The sequence below is a fragment of the Leifsonia sp. 563 genome (assembly GCF_040545055.1).
In the GTDB taxonomy this organism is placed as follows: domain Bacteria; phylum Actinomycetota; class Actinomycetes; order Actinomycetales; family Microbacteriaceae; genus Leifsonia.
In genome coordinates, this window is sequence record NZ_JBEPLE010000007.1 from 194516 (window position 1) to 211441 (window position 16926).

At 70.9% G+C, this 16926-nt stretch carries 21 protein-coding genes; 13 read left to right on the forward strand and 8 right to left on the reverse strand.

All coding sequences use genetic code 11. The annotated features are described in order from the left end of the window. Positions 1-8: 8 nt before the first annotated feature. Genes ABIC47_RS17600 through ABIC47_RS17610 form a run of 3 tightly spaced genes read right to left on the reverse strand, consistent with a single transcriptional unit; the run spans position 9 to position 1369 of the window. Positions 9-641, reverse strand: a complete 633-nt coding sequence (locus ABIC47_RS17600) for an MBL fold metallo-hydrolase (RefSeq protein WP_354482498.1) — start codon at positions 639-641, stop codon at positions 9-11. A 34-nt stretch (positions 642-675) separates the two neighbouring features. After that, positions 676-1011, reverse strand: coding sequence for a DUF7882 family protein (locus ABIC47_RS17605; RefSeq protein WP_354482501.1), 336 nt, complete (start codon positions 1009-1011; stop codon positions 676-678). 31 nt (positions 1012-1042) lie between these two features. Next, a complete protein-coding gene (locus tag ABIC47_RS17610; RefSeq protein WP_354482504.1) occupies positions 1043-1369 on the reverse strand; it encodes a hypothetical protein in 327 nt (108 codons plus the stop codon). A 142-nt stretch (positions 1370-1511) separates the two neighbouring features. On the opposite strand from ABIC47_RS17610, the gene ABIC47_RS17615 reads away from it, so the two are divergent. Then, positions 1512-2180, forward strand: a complete 669-nt coding sequence (locus ABIC47_RS17615; protein WP_018191028.1) for a GAP family protein — start codon at positions 1512-1514, stop codon at positions 2178-2180. A 27-nt stretch (positions 2181-2207) separates the two neighbouring features. Here ABIC47_RS17615 and ABIC47_RS17620 read toward each other — a convergent pair whose 3' ends face one another. Further along, entirely contained in the window at positions 2208-3506 is a 1299-nt protein-coding gene (locus ABIC47_RS17620) for an alpha/beta hydrolase (RefSeq protein ID WP_354482508.1), read from the reverse strand. Between the two features lie 222 nt (positions 3507-3728). Here ABIC47_RS17620 and ABIC47_RS17625 point away from each other — a divergent pair, with 222 nt between their 5' ends. Then, positions 3729-4988, forward strand: a complete 1260-nt coding sequence (locus ABIC47_RS17625; RefSeq protein WP_354482510.1) for a hypothetical protein — start codon at positions 3729-3731, stop codon at positions 4986-4988. Between the two features lie 19 nt (positions 4989-5007). Here ABIC47_RS17625 and ABIC47_RS17630 read toward each other — a convergent pair whose 3' ends face one another. Continuing rightward, the gene (locus ABIC47_RS17630) at positions 5008-5724 is read right to left on the reverse strand and encodes an SDR family oxidoreductase (protein WP_354482513.1); all 717 of its coding nucleotides are present in this window, start codon (positions 5722-5724) and stop codon (positions 5008-5010) included. A 111-nt stretch (positions 5725-5835) separates the two neighbouring features. On the opposite strand from ABIC47_RS17630, the gene ABIC47_RS17635 reads away from it, so the two are divergent. Genes ABIC47_RS17635 through ABIC47_RS17650 form a run of 4 tightly spaced genes read left to right on the forward strand, consistent with a single transcriptional unit; the run spans position 5836 to position 9134 of the window. Further along, positions 5836-6735 carry a LysR substrate-binding domain-containing protein gene (locus tag ABIC47_RS17635; RefSeq protein ID WP_354482516.1) on the forward strand — a complete coding sequence of 300 codons (900 nt, stop codon included), beginning with the start codon at positions 5836-5838 and terminating at the stop codon, positions 6733-6735. A gap of 16 nt (positions 6736-6751) precedes the next feature. Continuing rightward, positions 6752-8341: an alpha/beta hydrolase gene (locus ABIC47_RS17640; protein WP_354482519.1), complete on the forward strand. Its 1590-nt coding sequence runs from the start codon at positions 6752-6754 to the stop codon at positions 8339-8341. 44 nt (positions 8342-8385) lie between these two features. Continuing rightward, complete coding sequence (locus ABIC47_RS17645) at positions 8386-8628, forward strand: hypothetical protein (RefSeq protein ID WP_039731156.1); 243 nt, start codon at positions 8386-8388, stop codon at positions 8626-8628. Continuing rightward, entirely contained in the window at positions 8625-9134 is a 510-nt protein-coding gene (locus ABIC47_RS17650) for an ASCH domain-containing protein (RefSeq protein ID WP_354482522.1), read from the forward strand. Before ABIC47_RS17645 ends, ABIC47_RS17650 begins: the two co-directional genes overlap by 4 nt. Here the strand turns inward: ABIC47_RS17650 and ABIC47_RS17655 are convergent. Then, the gene (locus tag ABIC47_RS17655) at positions 9050-9976 is read right to left on the reverse strand and encodes an AraC family transcriptional regulator (protein WP_354482525.1); all 927 of its coding nucleotides are present in this window, start codon (positions 9974-9976) and stop codon (positions 9050-9052) included. The genes ABIC47_RS17650 and ABIC47_RS17655 overlap by 85 nt on opposite strands. On the opposite strand from ABIC47_RS17655, the gene ABIC47_RS17660 reads away from it, so the two are divergent. Next, on the forward strand, positions 9975-11144 hold the full coding sequence (locus ABIC47_RS17660) for an aldo/keto reductase (protein WP_354482528.1): 1170 nt from the start codon (positions 9975-9977) through the stop codon (positions 11142-11144). The two genes, ABIC47_RS17655 and ABIC47_RS17660, sit on opposite strands and share 2 nt — an antisense overlap. Before the next feature lie 52 nt (positions 11145-11196). After that, a complete protein-coding gene (locus tag ABIC47_RS17665; RefSeq protein WP_354482531.1) occupies positions 11197-12042 on the forward strand; it encodes an MBL fold metallo-hydrolase in 846 nt (281 codons plus the stop codon). Between the two features lie 6 nt (positions 12043-12048). Here ABIC47_RS17665 and panD read toward each other — a convergent pair whose 3' ends face one another. Continuing rightward, positions 12049-12459: an aspartate 1-decarboxylase gene (gene panD / locus ABIC47_RS17670; RefSeq protein WP_018191017.1), complete on the reverse strand. Its 411-nt coding sequence runs from the start codon at positions 12457-12459 to the stop codon at positions 12049-12051. Between the two features lie 129 nt (positions 12460-12588). Here panD and ABIC47_RS17675 point away from each other — a divergent pair, with 129 nt between their 5' ends. From ABIC47_RS17675 to ABIC47_RS17685, 3 genes are read left to right on the forward strand one after another with little or no spacing between them, the layout of a single operon-like run. Beyond that, a complete protein-coding gene (locus tag ABIC47_RS17675) occupies positions 12589-12999 on the forward strand; it encodes a hypothetical protein (protein WP_020074745.1) in 411 nt (136 codons plus the stop codon). Continuing rightward, positions 12993-13211, forward strand: coding sequence for a helix-turn-helix transcriptional regulator (locus ABIC47_RS17680; protein ID WP_018191015.1), 219 nt, complete (start codon positions 12993-12995; stop codon positions 13209-13211). Before ABIC47_RS17675 ends, ABIC47_RS17680 begins: the two co-directional genes overlap by 7 nt. Before the next feature lie 27 nt (positions 13212-13238). Further along, positions 13239-14234 (forward strand): NAD(P)-dependent alcohol dehydrogenase, encoded by a 996-nt coding sequence (locus ABIC47_RS17685; protein WP_354482535.1) that lies wholly within the window; start codon positions 13239-13241, stop codon positions 14232-14234. 12 nt (positions 14235-14246) lie between these two features. Here ABIC47_RS17685 and ABIC47_RS17690 read toward each other — a convergent pair whose 3' ends face one another. After that, complete coding sequence (locus ABIC47_RS17690) at positions 14247-15218, reverse strand: helix-turn-helix domain-containing protein (protein ID WP_354482538.1); 972 nt, start codon at positions 15216-15218, stop codon at positions 14247-14249. Between the two features lie 24 nt (positions 15219-15242). Here ABIC47_RS17690 and ABIC47_RS17695 point away from each other — a divergent pair, with 24 nt between their 5' ends. After that, positions 15243-15827 (forward strand): TetR/AcrR family transcriptional regulator, encoded by a 585-nt coding sequence (locus tag ABIC47_RS17695; RefSeq protein ID WP_354482541.1) that lies wholly within the window; start codon positions 15243-15245, stop codon positions 15825-15827. A gap of 124 nt (positions 15828-15951) precedes the next feature. Beyond that, positions 15952-16875 carry a helix-turn-helix domain-containing protein gene (locus ABIC47_RS17700; RefSeq protein ID WP_354482544.1) on the forward strand — a complete coding sequence of 308 codons (924 nt, stop codon included), beginning with the start codon at positions 15952-15954 and terminating at the stop codon, positions 16873-16875. Positions 16876-16926: the final 51 nt, after the last annotated feature.

Sequence of the window (16926 nt, forward strand, 5' to 3'; positions counted from 1 at the left end):
CGGAGGGGTCAGGGGGCGGTGAGACGGCCGGGGGCCCCGTGGCCGGGGCAGACGAGGCGGGGGCGGAGGGACGCGATGAGGTGCTCGGTTTCGAGCGCCTGGGGCCTGTCGCTCGTGAGGACGGACGGCATCTGGCGGAGGCGCCCCTTCGAGACCATCACCGCGTCGCCCGCGAAGACCACGCCGCGGTACTCGACGATGACGTGGCCCGGCGTATGGCCCGGCGCGGCGATCGCACGCACACCGGGAACGATCTCCGTCTCCCCCTCGTCCGGGAGCTCGTGCAGGCTCGCCGGAACGTCGCTGGCACGCCAGACCCGCGCCAGGAAGCGGCGGAACCGCGTCGGCGGTGGCGTCTGGCTGCGGAGGATGTCGGCATCCCGAGCGCCGATCCACACCCGGGCTCCGGTCTCCCGCTGCAGCGCCGCGGCCGACCCCGCGTGATCGGGGTCGTAGTGGGTGAGCACGATGTCGGTCACCGGCCCCAGACCGTGCTCGTCCCGGAGCTCGGCGATCAGGGCGGATGCGCCACCGGGCGTCCCGGTGTCGATGACGACGGAGGCGTCGCCCGTGTCGACGAGATACGCGTTGGCGCCGGTCGCCTTCCGCAGGCGGTACACGCCGTCGGTGAGAAGCTGCATGTGCTCAGCTTCGCACGGTGCGACCGCGTTCTCCCTAGCGATCCACCGAGGTGCCCGACGGCGGCCCCTCGAGGCTGCCCTCGTCGAGGAGCTGGAGGCCGAGCGGCGTCGACGCGGACACGACCAGCGCGTTCACCCAGTCGCGGTTGATCTCAGGGAAGCGGCCGCCGGAGTACTTGAAGTGCAGGTCGGTCTGCGGGCCGATCCACACGCCGCTCCGGCCGTCGCCGACCGACTCGTTGTCGCGCCAATTCAGCATGAAGGTCTCATGGCGCCGGAGTTTCGTGGAGATCGCGATCTGGAGGTGGGCGAGAACGCGGTCGTCGAAGCTGATGGCCAGGCGCGCGGCGCCGTAGAAGAGGGTTCCCATGTGTGCTCTCACCTCGTGTGGATGGTGCTGCTCATCCGAAGTCCTCCTCCGGGAGGTCCGAGTTCCGGCCGATGACCGGCGACGACGGCTGGAGGCGTGCCGTCTTGTCGCGCATCGACCGGGTCGACTCCGCATCCTGCAGGTCGGCGCCGCGGTCGAGCGCCGGTGCGGTGAACAGCTGGCTCGCCGGCCCGATGAGCAGGCGGGTCTCCCCGCGCAGGCCTTCGTCGGAGAGCGCCGGGACGACAACCAGATCCGACTTGCCGACATCCGCGAGGGCCTGCGCGTAGCGCACCAGTGCGTCGCAGACATCGTCGTCGAGGAAGATGTGCCCTCCCGCGTAGTAGAGCTTCTGCATGCTTCCATCAATCGCACGGATCGCCGCCGTTTTCCAGGGGGAACCGTGCCTGTCCGCACGGGTGCCCGCTGTCGTACCCTCGGCTGAGCGGACGGCGCACGGGCGGCCGGCTCGCCGCGGGCTCTCCGGCGAAAGGAGTCGCATGCTGAGCGTCATCGGGCAGCTCCTGCCGCTGGCCGTCGCGGTCGCGCTCAGCTCCGTCCCGATCCTCGCCGTGCTCGTCCTCCTGCTCGGCGCCGCCCGACCCCGCGTGCCGACCCTGTTCGTCGTCGGATACGTCGCGGGCCTCGTCACGATCACGTCGCTCTTCGCGATCTTCCTGCACGCCATCCCGGCGAACACCTCGGTCGGGCCGGAGCCCTTCGTCGGCGTCCTGGAGATCCTCGTCGGCGTCGCCCTGCTCGTCTACGCGGTCATCGAGCTGCGACGGCACCCGCAGGCGGCGGAACGCGAGACGCTCCCCCGGTGGATGGTGGCCCTCGGCAGGATGCGCTCCCTCCCCGCCCTCGGGCTGGGATTCGCGCTGAACATCCGGCCGAAGTCCATCCTGCTCGCCATCGCCGCCGGTCTGGTGATCGGGCCGGCGAAGCTCCCGGTGTCCGAGGATGTCATCGTCATCGCGATCTACGTGCTCATCGGGGGCAGCTCGGTCGGCGGCCCGGCACTGTTCGCCCTGATCCGTCCCGACAAGGCGCGGCCGGCGCTCGCCGCGACCGAGCGCTGGCTCCTGCGTAACGACACGACGGTGGCGATCATCGTCGCGACCGTGATCGGGACGGTCATCATCGGCAACGGGCTCTCGCGCTTCTGAGGGCGGCCGCGTATCGGGTCGCGCGGATCAGGCCGGCGGCTTCTCCAGCCCGAGCAGCGGATACAGCAGCCGAACGCCCTCGGTCAGCCCGCCCATCAGCGCGCCCCGTCCGTGGCCGCCGGTCGGCAGATCGGCGAACGCGGAGTCGATCCCGGCCGCTCGGGCTGCGGCAGCCGCCCGGAGCGCGACGTGGTGGTACGCGGGGTCGTCGCGGCAGGCGGTGAAGATCGCCGTCATGCCCGGATGCCGGAACTGCCGCAACTTGACGAACGGCTTCGCCGCCTCGTACGCCTGACGGTCGCCGTCGAACTGGTCGCGGAGGGTCGCGTCGGGATGCTCAGCACCGGGGAACTCCTCCCCCGAGATGTCGAGGATGCCGCCGTACAGCTCCGGATGGTCGATCGCGAACGACAGCGCGCACAGCCCGCCGTTGGAGTACCCGGCCGCCGTCCAGAACCGGTGGTCGCGGGTGACCGGGAGATGGCTCTCGGCCCACGCCGTCACATCCGTCGTCACGTAGGTCTCGGCCTTCCCGAACCGCGCGGTGTCGAGGCACAGCGTGTCGTCGTACGGGCTGCCCAGCTGGTCGGCGACGACGACGACCGGCGCGAGGCCGTGGTGGGTGGCGGCGTACTGGTCCAGCACCTCGGCGATGGGCTCCGGGTCCGGATTGCCGGGCTGGCCCATCATCATGACGATCAGCGGAAGGGCGGGTGGATGCGCGACGCGCGCTGCCGGCGGCAGGTACAGCCCGGCATCCCGCGCGTGGAATCCGCTTGTGGTCGCCGGGATCTTCGCCGTGCCGACCAGCCCGTGCGCGGGCATGCCCGCCGGCGGCGTCCAGTGCTTCCAGAGCGACGAGTCGTACCCCGTGGAGGCGAGCGCGGGCGGGGCGAGTTTCAGCGGCTTCTGGACGGCGATGGCGAGAACGCTGCCGAGGGTGCGGTTGAGCCCGTAGTTGGCGTTGATGCCGACGCCGGCCGCCAGGAGGAACACCGGGACGGCGGCGATCGCGACGGCCGTGCGCCAGGCGGGGCGCCTCCGGATGCTGACCACGGCGATGGCCACGCCGACGAAGGCGACCGCCATCCAGGCGTAGTTGCCGAAGCCCAGCGACTCGCCGAACAGGTTCAGCCAGCGGATGCAGATCAGCCAGGTCGCGACGGCGGCCAGGATCCCGACGACAGCCGCGAGCGCGATCCGCAGCAGCCAGCGCAGCGACGGGCGGCGGAGCAGCAGCCCGACCAGCAGCGCGGCCGCCAGCGCGAACACCACCACGGGCACCGGTCCGTCGACGACGTCCAGCGCCAGCAGTCCGTCGAACACGCGGCCCCCTCGTTCCCCCCGGACCGCAGGACGGGCCCCTCAAGCAGCTCGACTATACAAGTGTTCGCCGAACGAACAGCCCGGGTCATCGGGAGAGTCTGTGGAGGCTCGCAGATCGACAGCGCACGGCCCCCGAGCACGGGTCTTGCGAGAGAGAAATATTACCGTAGAGTGACCGGGACGGATTTTTGCATGCATGCAGATCGGCGGCGAGAGGAACCCGTGAGCGACGAACGACAGAGCCGCCCCGAGCCCGAGGAGGCGGCCCCGCAGGCCGTTCCGCCGATCGACACGTCGACGCCCCCGGCGCCCACGGCGCCTGCAACGCCCTCGGCTCCGCGGCGCCGCGGCCGGTTCTGGATCGTCGCGACCGCAGCCCTCCTGCTGATCACCGGTGGGACGCTGGCTGCGGGATGGGGTTGGCGCGCTCTCGCCGCGGAGGCCGAGTCGCAGGCGCACCGTGAACTGGTGGCCGCATCCACCGCCCTGGACGACGTCACCGACCGCCGCGGAATGGCGATCGACAAGGCGCGAGCGGCGCTGTTGTCGCTGTCCGCATGGGGGGTGAAGCAGCGTCCCGACTACCTGCAGGAGTCGACGGCGAAGGCGCTGTCCGATGCTCAGGCGTCGCTGACGAAGGCGTCGAAGGGTCTGAAATTCACTCCGTTCGACCCGCCGCAGGTGGCCGCCGGCAGCCCCGACCTGATGCCGTGGAGCGTCTCCGCCGACGTGCAGCGCACTCTCGAGCTCGCGAAGCAGGAGGAGACCACCCGCCGCACGCGGGCGGCGGAGCTGAAGGCCCTGACCGCCGCGCAGAAGGCCGTGTCGACCAGCGCGGCAGCGGTCTCCGCCGAGCTCACCGCGCACGGCGAGCAGGTGCTCACGGCCGACACCTCCGCGACCTACGAGAGCAAGGTCACTCTGCGGCACGCCATCGACGACGCGAAGGCGGACGTCTCGGCGGCCTCGACCATCGACGGTTCGCGCCTGCTCGCCGTGATCTCCGCGATCGACGGCGTCAACACGGCGCAGGCAGCCGGCGAGGCGGCCAAGCAGGACCCGGCGTATCCGGTACGCGCGCAGATGGAGGCCTACGCCCGCTCCATCGCCCACGGCGTCACCCTCGACTTCCAGTGGCACGAGAAGGTCAGCGGCCTGGGCGAGGGCTGGTACTCGGGGACGACGATGTACCACGAGGGCGACGGCGGCTGGGCGACGATCGACCTCAACTTCAGCCTGCAGGAGGGCTGGACCTACGGCGACGTCAACGCGAAGGCCCTGATCACCCACGAGGTCGGGCACGCGCAGGTCGTGCGTCCGGAGTGCAAGCCGCTGTTCGACGGTCCGACCTTCCAGGGCGACGACGAGATGTGGGCGACGGCGTGGGCGATCGCGATGGGCTTCGACGTGCCGGGCTCCGGCATCGAGGCCTACGGCCGCCCGAGCGACCAGCAGATCGCGGTCGCCGGGCAGTGCCGCTGAGGGCCCGGCCGCAGGCGCGCTAGACGAGCAGCGCGCCGCCATCGACGGGGATGGAAGTCCCCGTCATGAACTCCTGGGTCATCGCGTAGACGAACGCCTGGGCGACGTCGTCGACCTCGCCGACGCGACCGACGGGCAGGACGGCAGCCTGCTGGTCGTACATCGCCTGCTGGTCATCCGCGCTCATGCCGGACCACAGCGGGCTGCGCACGATGCCCGGCTCGACAACGTTCACCCGCACAGGCGCGAGCTCGACCGCGAGTGCGCCGGCCAGGCTCGTCATCGCGCCGCACAGGCTGGAGGCGACCGCCCATCCTGCTCCGGGCCGCGTGCGGGCGGAGCCGGACGTGAGGGTGATGGATGCGCCGGGCGCCAGGTGGCCGATCGCCGAGCCGACCGCGTTGAGCGCACCGAAGTAGCGCACCTCAAAGAAGCCGCGTGCGCGGTCGAGGTCCAGTTCGTTCATCGGCATCAGGCTCAAGGGCTCGCCGGCCGTGTAGGCCAGGTGGTCGACCTCCCCGGTCTCGGCGAAGAACTCCCGCAGGTCGGCGGGGTCGAGGACGTTCACGGCGCGCCCGGATGCCGTGGGCAGCTGGGCGAGCGCCGCATCCACACTCGATGTGCGGCTGGATGCGATGGTCACCCGTGCGCCGGCGTCGAGCGCCGCGCGGGCCGTCGCCAGGCCGATGCCGGAGCTTCCGCCGATGACGACGACGTGCGAGTTCTTCAGAGACATGGGGGTTCCTTTCGGTGGGACGGGTCCAGTGTTCCGCCGAGCCGACGCGAGCGTCCAAGACCTCTTCCGCCTCCGGTGACACCCGATGGGTATCAGTGGCATCATCGACAGATGAACACCGACCTCGATCTGCGGCGACTGCGCTATTTCGTCGCGGTGGCGGACACGCTCAACTTCGGCCGTGCGGCGGAGGCGCTGATGATCGCGCAGCCGGTGCTCTCGCGGCAGATCCGGGTGCTCGAGGCGGAGCTGGGCGTTCAGCTGTTCGTGCGCGACACCCGGGGCACGGAACTGACGGAGCACGGGCGGATGCTGCGCGACGAGGCCGAGACCCTGCTCGCCACGGCGGCCGCCGTCCGTCGCCGTGTCGCCGTCGCGGCTCGCGGCGAGACGGTGTTCACGGTCGGATTCATGCCGGGACTCACGGTCACCGGTGCCGTGCGCGCTTTCCGTGAGACACATCCTGGCGTGACGGTGGAGGTCATGCGGACGACGTGGGAAGAGCAGTCGCGTGTCCTCCTGGACGGCCGCGCCGACGTCAGCTACCTGCGCGAACCCTTCGACGCCGGCGGCATCGCCTCGGTCCGTCTGTTCACCGAACCACGGGTCGCGATGCTCCCGTCGACGCATCCGCTCGCGGCATCCGCCGAGGTGCGGCTCGCCGACCTCACCGGCGAGCAGCTCCTGCAGGATCCCGCTGCGGTGCCCGAATGGACGGCGACCGAAGGGGGCTCGCGCCGCGGACGGGCGCCGGGGCGCAGGCCCAGCCGCACGGTCGAGGAGAAGCTCGAGCTGGTCGCGATGGGAGCGGGAATCGCCGTTCTCCCCCTCTCGACCGCCACGTTCTACACGCGCCCGGACGTGCGCGCTGTGCCGGTTGTGGACCTGGCGGAGACCGCGGTCCACCTGGGTTGGGAGTCCTCTCGGCGCTCGACGCTCGTGGCGGACTTCGTGGCGGTCGCGTCCACCTCCGACGTCATCCGATCGGAGGATGCGCGCTCGCACGTCTGATTGAAATAGTGGATGCATGAGCATCCGCAGGTCAGTGACTCCCCCGCGCCGAACATCCGTCCATCGTCTCGGCGGCCTCCGCCTCCTCGCCGGGGCCGTCGTCGGGGCGCTGCTGCTGACGGGGTGCGTGTCGGCGGCGAAGCCGAAGATCGTCCCCCCGACCACCCTCAGCTCGCACACGGACGAGCAGGTCGCCCCCGAACTCGAGCCGTACTACAAGCAGGATGTGTCGTGGGCCCCCTGCCTCGACCCGGGGATGCAGTGCGCCGACCTCATCGCGCCCGTCGACTGGGCGAACCCGGGCGGAGAGCGCATCACGCTGGCGATCGCGAAGCGGCCGGCGGAGAGCGGAAAGGCGCGCGGTTCGATGCTGATCAACCCGGGCGGCCCGGGCGGCTCCGGCATCGAGTTCCTGCGCGGTTTCCAGGGCTCGAAGGGCGTGATGTCCGACTACGACGTGGTCGGGTTCGACCCGCGAGGGGTCGGTGAGTCGACCCCGGTCGTGTGTTTCACGGACGATCGGGACCGCGACCGGATGCTGTACGGAACCTTCCGCGACCCGTACGGCTCGGCCGGCTGGGAGAAAGAGCTCGATACGCGTCAGAAGGCGTGGGTCGATGCGTGCGTGAAGAACACCGGCCCGCTCCTGGCGCACATCGACACCGCCAGCGTGAGCCGCGACCTCGACATGATGCGAGCAGTGCTCGGCGACGACAAGCTGAACTATCTGGGGATCTCGTTCGGAACGTACATCGGCAGCGTCTATGCGGCACTCTTCCCCGCCAAGGTCGGACGGATGGTGCTCGACGGCGCCGTGGAGCCGCCGTACGGCTCGTTCGAGAGCAGTGTCCGGCAGGCCGCCGGCTTCGACCGCGCGTTCGCCGCATACCTCACGAAATGTCTGAAATCGGCCGACTGTCCCGTACAAGGCCCTCTGGCGAAGGCCAAGGAGCAGGCGCACGACCTCATCCTGAGCGTCGACCGCACGAAGCTGAAGGCGTCCGACGGCCGGCTCCTCGACTCGTCCACGGTCGTGGACGCGATCGCCTACAACCTCTACGCCGAGTTCTCCTGGGACACCGTCACCGAGGTGCTGCGGGCAGTGAAGAAGGGCGACGCGGGACCGGTCTTCGAGCAGGCGGACAGCTCCAACGAACGCCTGCCGGACGGAGAATACTTCGGACGCCTGATGGATGTGCTCGTCGCCGTGGGGTGCGCGGAGCCCACCCGTGACGACAGCCCGGGCTTCCAGGAGGGCATCGACCGGATCAGCAACGCCGCGCCGGTGCTCGGCTCCATCGGCGTGTACGACAACTTCGCGGCGAGCGAGAAGGCGTGTGCGCACTGGCCCTACCCGAAGCCGACGGAGACCCTGGACTTCACGGCGCCGGGTGCCGCTCCCATCCTCGTCCTCGGCACCACCGGCGACCCGGCGACGCCGTACTCGCAGGCCGTCGCGTTGTCGAAGCTGCTGTCGAGCGGGGTCCTGGTGACGCACAAGGGCGAGGGCCACGGCGCCTACGGACGCGGGGTCGGCTGCATCGACGGCATCGTCGACGACTACTTCGTCCGAGGGAAGGTGCCCGCGTCGCAGCCCACCTGCTGAGCTGCTGGCTTTCCGGCGCCCGCCCGCATCCCTAGGGTGCAGACATGGATGGCGATGTCACATTCGAAGCGGTGATGCAGCGACCGGGTCTGGTCGACGCGGTGATCCGGCTGACCGCGGGCCCCGGAGAGCCTCCCGCGGCTCTACGCGGCCGAGCGCGGTACCGGGACGACGAGGTGTGGGAGGTGTTCGTCCTCGACGACAGCACCGACTGGCCCCGCCGCGCGGTGTACCGGCTGGTGGACCGAATGGACGACGACGGCGACCCGCTCCCGGAGGAAGCATGATGCGGACGGCCGAGCGCATCTCGCGCTTCCGGGCTCGCGCGGGGCAGCTGCCGGTGGTCGCCTTCGGCCGGCCGGGGCCGGAGCGCGAGGACGTCACGCGTCACATCCTGGATGGAGCGCGGATGGCGACCACCATTCCCCTCGCCGACTACCTCCGCGACGGGGAGCCGCTTCCTGTGCCCGGCGCCCGCTACCAGCTGGTCGACTCGACCGACGAGCCGGTCGCGATCGTCGAGCTGGCGGCCGTGACCACCTGCCGCGTCGACGACGTCGACCTGGCGCCCGCACGCCCCGCCGTCGCGGGCGGGACCGACGATGCGGCCGCCCGGTGGCAGGCCGCCCACCGTGCGGCCTGGCCCGGCATCGACGGCGACACGGAGATCGTGGTGGCGGAGTTCGAGGTCGTCGAGCTGCCCAGCCGTCACCGGGCCGGTTCACCGGCCGCAACGTCACCGGCGATGTCGTCGGCCTCCGAGACGCCCGCACGCAGCCGTGCCGCATCCTGACCCGGCGACAGCCCGAACGTGCGGCGGTACTCGCGGCTGAACTGCGAGACGCTGCCGTAGCCGACCGCGGAGGCGACCTCCGCGACGGTCGTGTCGCCCTCGGCGAACAGGATGCGCGCCCGCCGCAACCGCAACGCCTTCTGCCACTGGATCGGCGTCAGCGAAGTCGCCGCGCGGAAGTGCCGATGGAAAGTGGACACGCTCATGCCGCTGAGCCGCGCCAGCGCCGCGACGGACACCGGCTCGGCGAGATTCTCACGCAGCCACGTCGTCGCGCGCGAGACGTGGGCGATGCCGCTGTCCGCCGAGCCGATTTGCCGCACGAGACCGCCCTGCGGCCCGGTGAGGAGGCGCCACACGATCTCCCGTTCGGTCGGCCCGCGGAGAGCTGCGGCATCCGCCGGGGAGTCGAGCAGCCGCATCATCCGGATCACCGCGTCGACGAGGTCGTCCGAGGCCTCCCCGACCGCCATCCCGGTGAAGCGCGGAGGGTCGGCCACGTCCACCGTGTCGAGGAGCAGACCGGCGATGACCGCCGGACGCAACGCCATGCTGAAGACCACGAACGGGTCGTCGGGGCTCGCCTCGGCGACGTGACCCGTGACCGGGAGGTCGAGGGATGCGACAAGGAACTGCCCGGGCCCGTAGACGAAGTCGACGTCGCCGACGCTCGTGCGCTTCCGGCCGCCCGCGAGCACGGTCACGGAGGGATGCGTCATCGTCGCCCGCGGGCGCGTTCCGTACTCCACAACGCCGATGCTCACGCCATCGACCACGTCGCGGCGGACCGCTCCGGCGGCGCTCCGCAGGATGAGTGCGCGCAGCTCCTCCAGTCGTTCCATGGCTCGTAGCGAAGCACAGCGGCTCCGTCGCGGCAACGCGAGGGTGCCCGATCCGGTCGAAGTCGGCAGGATCGGGCAGCCCTTCGGCAGGATCGTGGTCGTCGCGCACGTCGTCCGGCTGGTGGCATGGAGACATCCGCTTCTGGAGGAGGACACGATGAGACGACGGACGTTCGGAGCGACCGGATGGTCGGTGAGCGAGCTGGCGCTGGGCACGATGATGTTCGGCGCGATGGGGAACACCGACCACGACGACAGCGCCAGAATCATCAACCGGGCACTCGATGCGGGCATCAACCTGGTGGATACCGCAGACGTGTATTCGCAGGGCGAGTCGGAGGAGATCGTCGGCGCGGCTATCTCCTCGCGACGCGACGAAGTGGTGCTCGCGACGAAGTTCGGACTGCCGATGGGCGAGGACGCCAACCAGTCCGGCGCGTCACGCCGCTGGATCGTGCAGGCGGTGGAGGGAAGCCTCCGCCGGCTGAAGACGGATCGCATCGACCTCTACCAGCTCCATCGGTACGACTGGACGACCGATCTGAGCGAGACCCTGTCGGCGCTCGACGACCTCATCAGAGCCGGGAAGGTGCTCGCCGTCGGCGCGTCGACCTTCGCCGCCGAGAAGATCGTCGAGGCGCAGTGGGTCGCCGAACGGACCGGCACCCATCGTTTCGTGAGCGAGCAGCCGATGTACTCCATCCTCGGGCGGACGCCGGAGCGCTCGGTCTTCCCCGTCGCACAGCAGTTCGGGATGGGCGTGATGGCCTACAGCCCGCTTCACGGAGGGTGGCTGTCCGGCCGCCCGCGGACCGAGACGGCGCATCGCGCCAGGAGCCGGGCCGCGCTGTACGACCCGGAGACGGAAGCCGGCCGCCGGCGCGTGCGGGCGGTCGACGAGCTGCAGACGATCGCGGCCGACGCCGGCCTCACGATGCCGCAGCTCGCGATCGCGTTCGTGACCTCGCATCCCGCTGTCACCGCCGCCCTCATCGGGCCGCGGACGCAGGAGCAGCTCGACGGCCTGCTCACGGCTGCCGACATCGTGCTGGGCGATGACGTGCTCGACCGCATCGATGCTGTCGTCGCGCCGGGCGCGGAGGTCAACGACGATAGCTACAACGCCACGCCCCCGGCCCTCGCCGAGCGCGCACTGCGCAGGCGGTGACGGACCGGCGACGACGAGACGACGAGACGACGAGACGACGAGAGGACGCACCATGACCACCCCGCTGACGTTCGAGGTCTACACGGAGCGACGCGAAGGACTCACCCGCGACCTCCCGCCGGGCAACGAGGAATGGCGATGGGTCGCCAACACGGCGACCCTCATCGTCGGCGAACATGAGGCCGTGCTGGTGGACACGTTCGCGACCATCGCGCAGAACGAGCGGCTGATCGAGTGGGTCCGGTCGCACGACATCCCGCTCGCCGCCGTCTATCTGACCCACGGTCACGGCGACCACGCGTACGGGGTGGGACAGCTGCGTGCCGCGTTCCCCGGCGTGCGGGCGCTGGCCACCGCCGGCACCATCGCCGAGCTGGAGGTGCAGGCGCGGCCCGAATGGCGGGACGACTTCTGGGGCCGGCTCTTCCCGGGCCAGATCCCCGAGGTGGAGTTCCCCGAGGTCGTGGAGGGTGGCTTCAGCCTGGAAGGACACGACCTGATCGTCGTGGAGGCCGGCCACACGGACACGGAGGGGACGACCTCGCTGTGGGTGCCCGACGCTGGACTCGTCATCGCCGGCGACGTGGTCTACAACGCGACCTACCCGTACCTCGCCGAGACGACGGCGGAGACGCGCCGCACCTGGGTGGCCGCCCTGGAGCGCCTCCGTGCCCTGGAGCCGCGGTGGGTGGTCAGCGGGCACAAGCAACCGGACCGCCCGGACTCCCCCGCGGACATCGAGGCGACCATCCAGTACTTCCGCGACATCGAGGAGACCGAGACGACGCCGGGCGACCCGCTGGGCTTCTACGAGCGGATGCTGCTGAAGCAGCCCGGGCGCGCGAACGTCGGCTCGCTGTGGGGTGCGGCGAAGGCGATCACCGCCGAGCGCGGCTGATACGGCTCAGAGCGCGAGCGGCGGCCGTTCGACGCCCGGCGTCACGGCGTCCGCGGGGTCGTCGCCGATCGCGAGGATGCGGTTGGCCGCGTCGACGTGCACAACGGTCGGAACGAACGTGCGGGCCTCTGCGTCGTCCAGCTGCGCGTAGGAGATGACGATGACCGTGTCGCCGACCTCCGCGAGGTGGGCGGCCGCACCGTTCACGCCGATGACGCCGCTGCCCGGCTCCCCGGCGATCAGGTAGGTCTCGAAGCGCGCGCCGTTGGTCACATCCACCACGGCGACCTGCTCCCCCGGCAGCAGGTCGGCCGCCGCCATCAGGTCGCTGTCGACGGTCAGCGAGCCGACGTAATGGAGGTCGGCGTGCGTCACCGTCGCGCGGTGGATCTTCGACTTGAACATCGTTCGGAGCACGCTTCCATCCAACCAGGTTGTCGTCGCTGCCATTCCCCCATGTAAAAGAGCTTTGACATCGTGTCTGCTCACGCTTACACTCGCCATGTACAGAAACTTTGACATGACCGAGTGAGGTGGAGGCGGCGGATGTCGTTCGACGAGAAGAACTCGTGGGTCTACCTGGTGACCGCGGTCGCCGGGTATGCGACCTATCTGATCCTGCTGGCCGCCCTGGGCACCGACGTGTACGCCGCGCTCCTGCTGTGGACGGTCGGCGGGGCGATCGTGGCCAACATCCTGGCGCGGATCGTGCTGGCGGTCGGCAACCGGCGGGATGCGGGAAAGCGCGACCAGCGCGATCGCGAGGTGTTCGCGTTCGGAGAGCGCGTGGGGGGCGCGTTCGTCGTCATCGGCGCCGTCGCGGCGCTGATCCTCTCGCTCGTCGAGGCGCCGTGGTTCTGGATCGCCAACGCCGTCTACCTGGCGTTCGTGCTCTCGGCCATCGTCGGCGCCGCCGCCCGGCTGACCGCCTATCGTCGGGGGATGCCGGAATGGTGAAGCCCACGCGCGTGACCAACTCGCTCCGCGCGCTGCGCTTCGCCGCCGGCGAGATGACGCAGGCCGAGCTCGCGGATCGGGTCGGTGTCACACGGCAGACGATCATCGCCATCGAACAGGGGCGCTACTCCCCCTCCCTCGAGATGGCCTTCCAGCTGGCACGGGTGTTCGGGGTCCCCCTCGACGACGTCTTCCAGTACCCGGAGAACTGAGAAACAGTACTGAGACAGGAGAACCCGATGGACACGAACGAGGGCCGCGCGATGCGAGCCGTCACCCAGGACGCCTACGGACCGCCGAGCGCGCTGCGCGTCGCGCGCATCCCGGTGCCGGTGCCCGGCGAGAACCAGGTGCTGGTGCGCGTGCGGGCGGCCGGGGTGGATGCGGGCACCTGGCATCTCACGACCGGCCGACCCTACCTGATGCGCGCGATCGGATTCGGCTGGCGCGGCCCGAAGGCACGCGTGCGCGGTCTCGGGTTCGCCGGAGTGGTCGAGGAGGTCGGCGCCGGCTCGCAGACCGCCTGGCGGCTCGGGGACGCCGTGTTCGGGTCGGCGGACGGCGCCCTGGCGGAGCTCGTCGTCGCGCCGGCGGACGACCTCGTCGCCGTGCCGCCCGGCGTCGGTTTCGAGGAGGCCGCGGCCGTGCCGGTCTCGGCGGTGACGGCCCTCCAGGCGGTCACCGCGAGTGGTGCCGGCGCAGGCGACCGCGTGCTCGTCATCGGCGCGGCCGGCGGCGTCGGCCACATCGCGGTCCAGCTCGCAGCGGCCCGCGGAGCCCAGGTGACCGGGGTCTGCAGTGGGCGGAAGGCGGAGCTCGTCCGCTCGCTCGGCGCGCAGGAGGTCGTCGACTACACGACGACTGACATCCTGACGCTCGGCCGGGTCTACGACGCCATCATCGACACCGCCGGCAACCGCCCACTCGCCGCGCTGCGCAGCATCCTGAGCCCCACCGGCTCGGTCGTGCTCGTCGGCGGCGAATCCGGTGGCCCGCTGCTCGGCGGCATCCAGCGGACGGCGGCGGCCGGGATGCTCGACCGCTTCAGCCGGCAGCGCCTGGTCGGCCTTATCTCGCGAGAGCGACCGGAGGACCTGCGCGAGCTGGCCCGGCTGCTCGGCGACGGATCCTTCCGGCCCGTCATCGACACCGTGTATCCACTGGAGGAGACGGGCGCCGCGGTGGCGCACATCGGCGAGGGACGCGCGCGGGGCAAGGTCGTCGTCGTGCCGTGACCGGCGGTGCGGTCAGCTACGCTCGTCCGCGGCGGCCCAGCCGGTCCTGAGCCGTCGCCACCGGGCGGGCGTCCATCCTGTCGCGGTCTTCCAGGCGCGGATGAACGCGGTGACGTCCGCGTAGCCGACGGCGTACGCGACCTCGGAGATCGGCAGCCGGGTCGTGAGCAGAAGGCGTTCGGCGGCCCCGAGCCGTACCCGGCGCAGGGTTGATGCCAGAGAGGCATCCCCACTCTCGAAGGCGGCGAAGAGAGTCCGGAGCGACACGTGAAGACGCGCAGCGACGGCCGCAGCGGTCAGGCCGGGGTCGGCGTACTCGCGGTGGAGCAGGTCCCTCGCCTCCCGCACCAGCCGGGCCGCCGGAACGTTTCGTTCGCGTGCGGCGCCCAGCTCCTCGTCGACCATCAGCCGCGCCGCCCGCACGATCCGCGAGGACAGCGACACCGGATCGTCGGCCGGCCGGACACCGCGGCCGACGGAACCGCGCAGCAGCCCCTCGAGTTCCCGGCGAGCGGTGGACGCGACGTCCACCGACCGCGCACCGAGCGAGGCCGGGAGCACCCCGCGTGCGGAGAGCAGGACGGTCGGGACCTGCACGATCGTCGTCCGGAACTCGTCCGGATAGACGAAGGAGAAGGGCCGGCTCGCGTCGTACATCGCCAGCTCCCCCGCGCCGAAACGCCTCTGCGCTCCGTCCTGTTCGAGGATGAGGCTGCCGCTGTGCACCACCTGCAGCTGGGTGCTCTCCATCGCCCGAGCGGGCACTTCATCCAGGCGCGCCTCGACGCTTTGCGCGACGGACGCGATCTGCGACAACCCGACGTGACCGAACGAGTGCCGGTGCATGCGTCGATAGACCGCGCTCTCCGCGTGCGTCGTCGCGCGCATCTGCACGAGAACGCACGTCGGGTCGGTCGGCAGTCGCATCATCCCTCCGGGGTCGTCGTAGCCAGGATCGCACGCCGGCCGCGCTTCCGCCTCCACGACCCCGATTGCTAGGCTCGACCAATGGCTCGCCGTCGAGAGTTTGACGAGGATGCGTTTCTCGCGCGCAGCACTGCCGTGTTCTGGCAGAAGGGGTACACCGCGACCGCGATGTCCGACCTGGCCGAGGCGGCCGGTGTCGGCAACGGCAGCATCTACGCCGCGTACGGCTCGAAGCCCGAGCTGTTCCTTCTGCTGTTCGAGCGCTACTGCGAGAGCCGGGTGGACATCGTGCGGCATGCGATGGCCGACGGCGCCACCGCGGAGGAGGCCGTACGGCTCTTCTTCCGCGCTGTGGTCGCAGATTGCGCCGCGCATCAGCCCAGCTGGGGGTGCCTGATGCTGAACAGCCTCGCTGAACTCGGCCGCGACTGGCCCGAGGTGGCGGCGGTCTGCGCTCGCGCCATCGTCGCCATGGAGCAGCTCGTCGACGAGCGACTCGCTCGCGACGGCATCCCGGAGGACGGCCGTGCGACACTCGCGGCCGAGATCGTGCTCGTCTCGCAGGGACTCATCCAGTTCAGCCGTGTCGAGGACGACCCGGAACGGCTGGCGAGCATCGCGGATTCGTCGCTCGCCCATCTGGCGCCGGCTCTGCAGGCTGCCTGAGCCGTCGCCGCCGTAGCGGCCGGAAATCGGCTCATCGTGCAGACCTGGCGAAGCTTCGCGCGCATCTGAGACAATCTGGAGTGGTGAATCCAGTACGGCGCCTCCACGACAGGACCCTCCGCACATGAGCGACTCCAACGCCGCCCTCGGCGCCTACCTCCGCGCCCGCCGCGACGCCCTGCTTCCGGAGGACGTCGGCCTCCGCTCCGAACCGCGCCGTCGCGTGCGTGGCCTCCGCCGCCAGGAGGTGGCCGGGATGGCCGGCATCAGCCCCGAGTACTACCTGCGGCTGGAGCAGGGACGCGACCACCAGCCGTCGCCGCAGGTCCTGCTCGCGCTCGGCCGCGCGCTGCAGCTCGACGCCGACGCGACGGTGTACCTGTTCCGGCTCGCCGGGCAGACCGTCCCCGCCCGGCACACCGCGGACTGCCCGCCGGCCCTCAGCGGGACGCCGGCAGACGTGCTGGACAACGTGAACGTCCTCCTCGACCAGTGGACGATGGCGCCCGCGTACGTGGTCGACCGCAACCAGGACGTGCTGGCCGTGAACCACCTGGGCCGCGCGTTCATCCCGCTGTCCCTGCCGCCCGGCGCGAACATGGTCGAGGCGATCGTCGACGCGGCCCTGGCGGCGGGCGACGACCGACAGCCCTACTGGCAGCGGGCGGTGCGCGGGGCCGTCGCCAGCCTCCGCTACCACGCCGAACCCGACGACCCGCGGCTGCAGTTGCTCGTCGCCGCACTGTCCTCGCGCTCCAAAGACTTCCGCGACGTCTGGGCGAGCCACGAAGCGCGCCCGCAGCGGCGCGGCGTCGCGCTCGTGCACATCGAGCCGTTCGACTACATCCCGTTCCGCTGGCAGACGTTCGAGGTTCCGGGAGGCGGCCAGCACCTGACGACGTTCTTCGGCGATCCCGGCTCCCCGGCGGCCGCGGCGATCGAGTACCTCCAGGCGAGGCTGCGGGTCGATCGCGCCCTCGACTCCGCCGACGTCGCCGTTCCGACGCCGGACGAGCTGATCGAAGACGAGCCGGGCCTCGGACGGTGACCCCGAGAGGGCCACGACACGGCTTCCGTGCCCCTCTTAGCGTGGCGATCG

Coding starts and splice junctions, on each gene's coding strand:
- ABIC47_RS17695 (WP_354482541.1), top strand. CDS start 15,243: ATGGCTCGCCGTCGAGAGTTTGACGAGGATGCGTTTCTCGCGCGCAGC.
- ABIC47_RS17645 (WP_039731156.1), top strand. CDS start 8,386: ATGGATGGCGATGTCACATTCGAAGCGGTGATGCAGCGACCGGGTCTG.
- ABIC47_RS17660 (WP_354482528.1), top strand. CDS start 9,975: ATGGCTCGTAGCGAAGCACAGCGGCTCCGTCGCGGCAACGCGAGGGTG.
- ABIC47_RS17600 (WP_354482498.1), bottom strand. CDS start 641: ATGCAGCTTCTCACCGACGGCGTGTACCGCCTGCGGAAGGCGACCGGC.
- ABIC47_RS17640 (WP_354482519.1), top strand. CDS start 6,752: ATGAGCATCCGCAGGTCAGTGACTCCCCCGCGCCGAACATCCGTCCAT.
- ABIC47_RS17610 (WP_354482504.1), bottom strand. CDS start 1,369: ATGCAGAAGCTCTACTACGCGGGAGGGCACATCTTCCTCGACGACGAT.
- ABIC47_RS17655 (WP_354482525.1), bottom strand. CDS start 9,976: ATGGAACGACTGGAGGAGCTGCGCGCACTCATCCTGCGGAGCGCCGCC.
- ABIC47_RS17615 (WP_018191028.1), top strand. CDS start 1,512: ATGCTGAGCGTCATCGGGCAGCTCCTGCCGCTGGCCGTCGCGGTCGCG.
- ABIC47_RS17650 (WP_354482522.1), top strand. CDS start 8,625: ATGATGCGGACGGCCGAGCGCATCTCGCGCTTCCGGGCTCGCGCGGGG.
- ABIC47_RS17685 (WP_354482535.1), top strand. CDS start 13,239: ATGGACACGAACGAGGGCCGCGCGATGCGAGCCGTCACCCAGGACGCC.
- ABIC47_RS17605 (WP_354482501.1), bottom strand. CDS start 1,011: ATGGGAACCCTCTTCTACGGCGCCGCGCGCCTGGCCATCAGCTTCGAC.
- ABIC47_RS17680 (WP_018191015.1), top strand. CDS start 12,993: ATGGTGAAGCCCACGCGCGTGACCAACTCGCTCCGCGCGCTGCGCTTC.
- ABIC47_RS17665 (WP_354482531.1), top strand. CDS start 11,197: ATGACCACCCCGCTGACGTTCGAGGTCTACACGGAGCGACGCGAAGGA.
- ABIC47_RS17630 (WP_354482513.1), bottom strand. CDS start 5,724: ATGTCTCTGAAGAACTCGCACGTCGTCGTCATCGGCGGAAGCTCCGGC.
- ABIC47_RS17675 (WP_020074745.1), top strand. CDS start 12,589: ATGTCGTTCGACGAGAAGAACTCGTGGGTCTACCTGGTGACCGCGGTC.
- ABIC47_RS17635 (WP_354482516.1), top strand. CDS start 5,836: ATGAACACCGACCTCGATCTGCGGCGACTGCGCTATTTCGTCGCGGTG.
- ABIC47_RS17700 (WP_354482544.1), top strand. CDS start 15,952: ATGAGCGACTCCAACGCCGCCCTCGGCGCCTACCTCCGCGCCCGCCGC.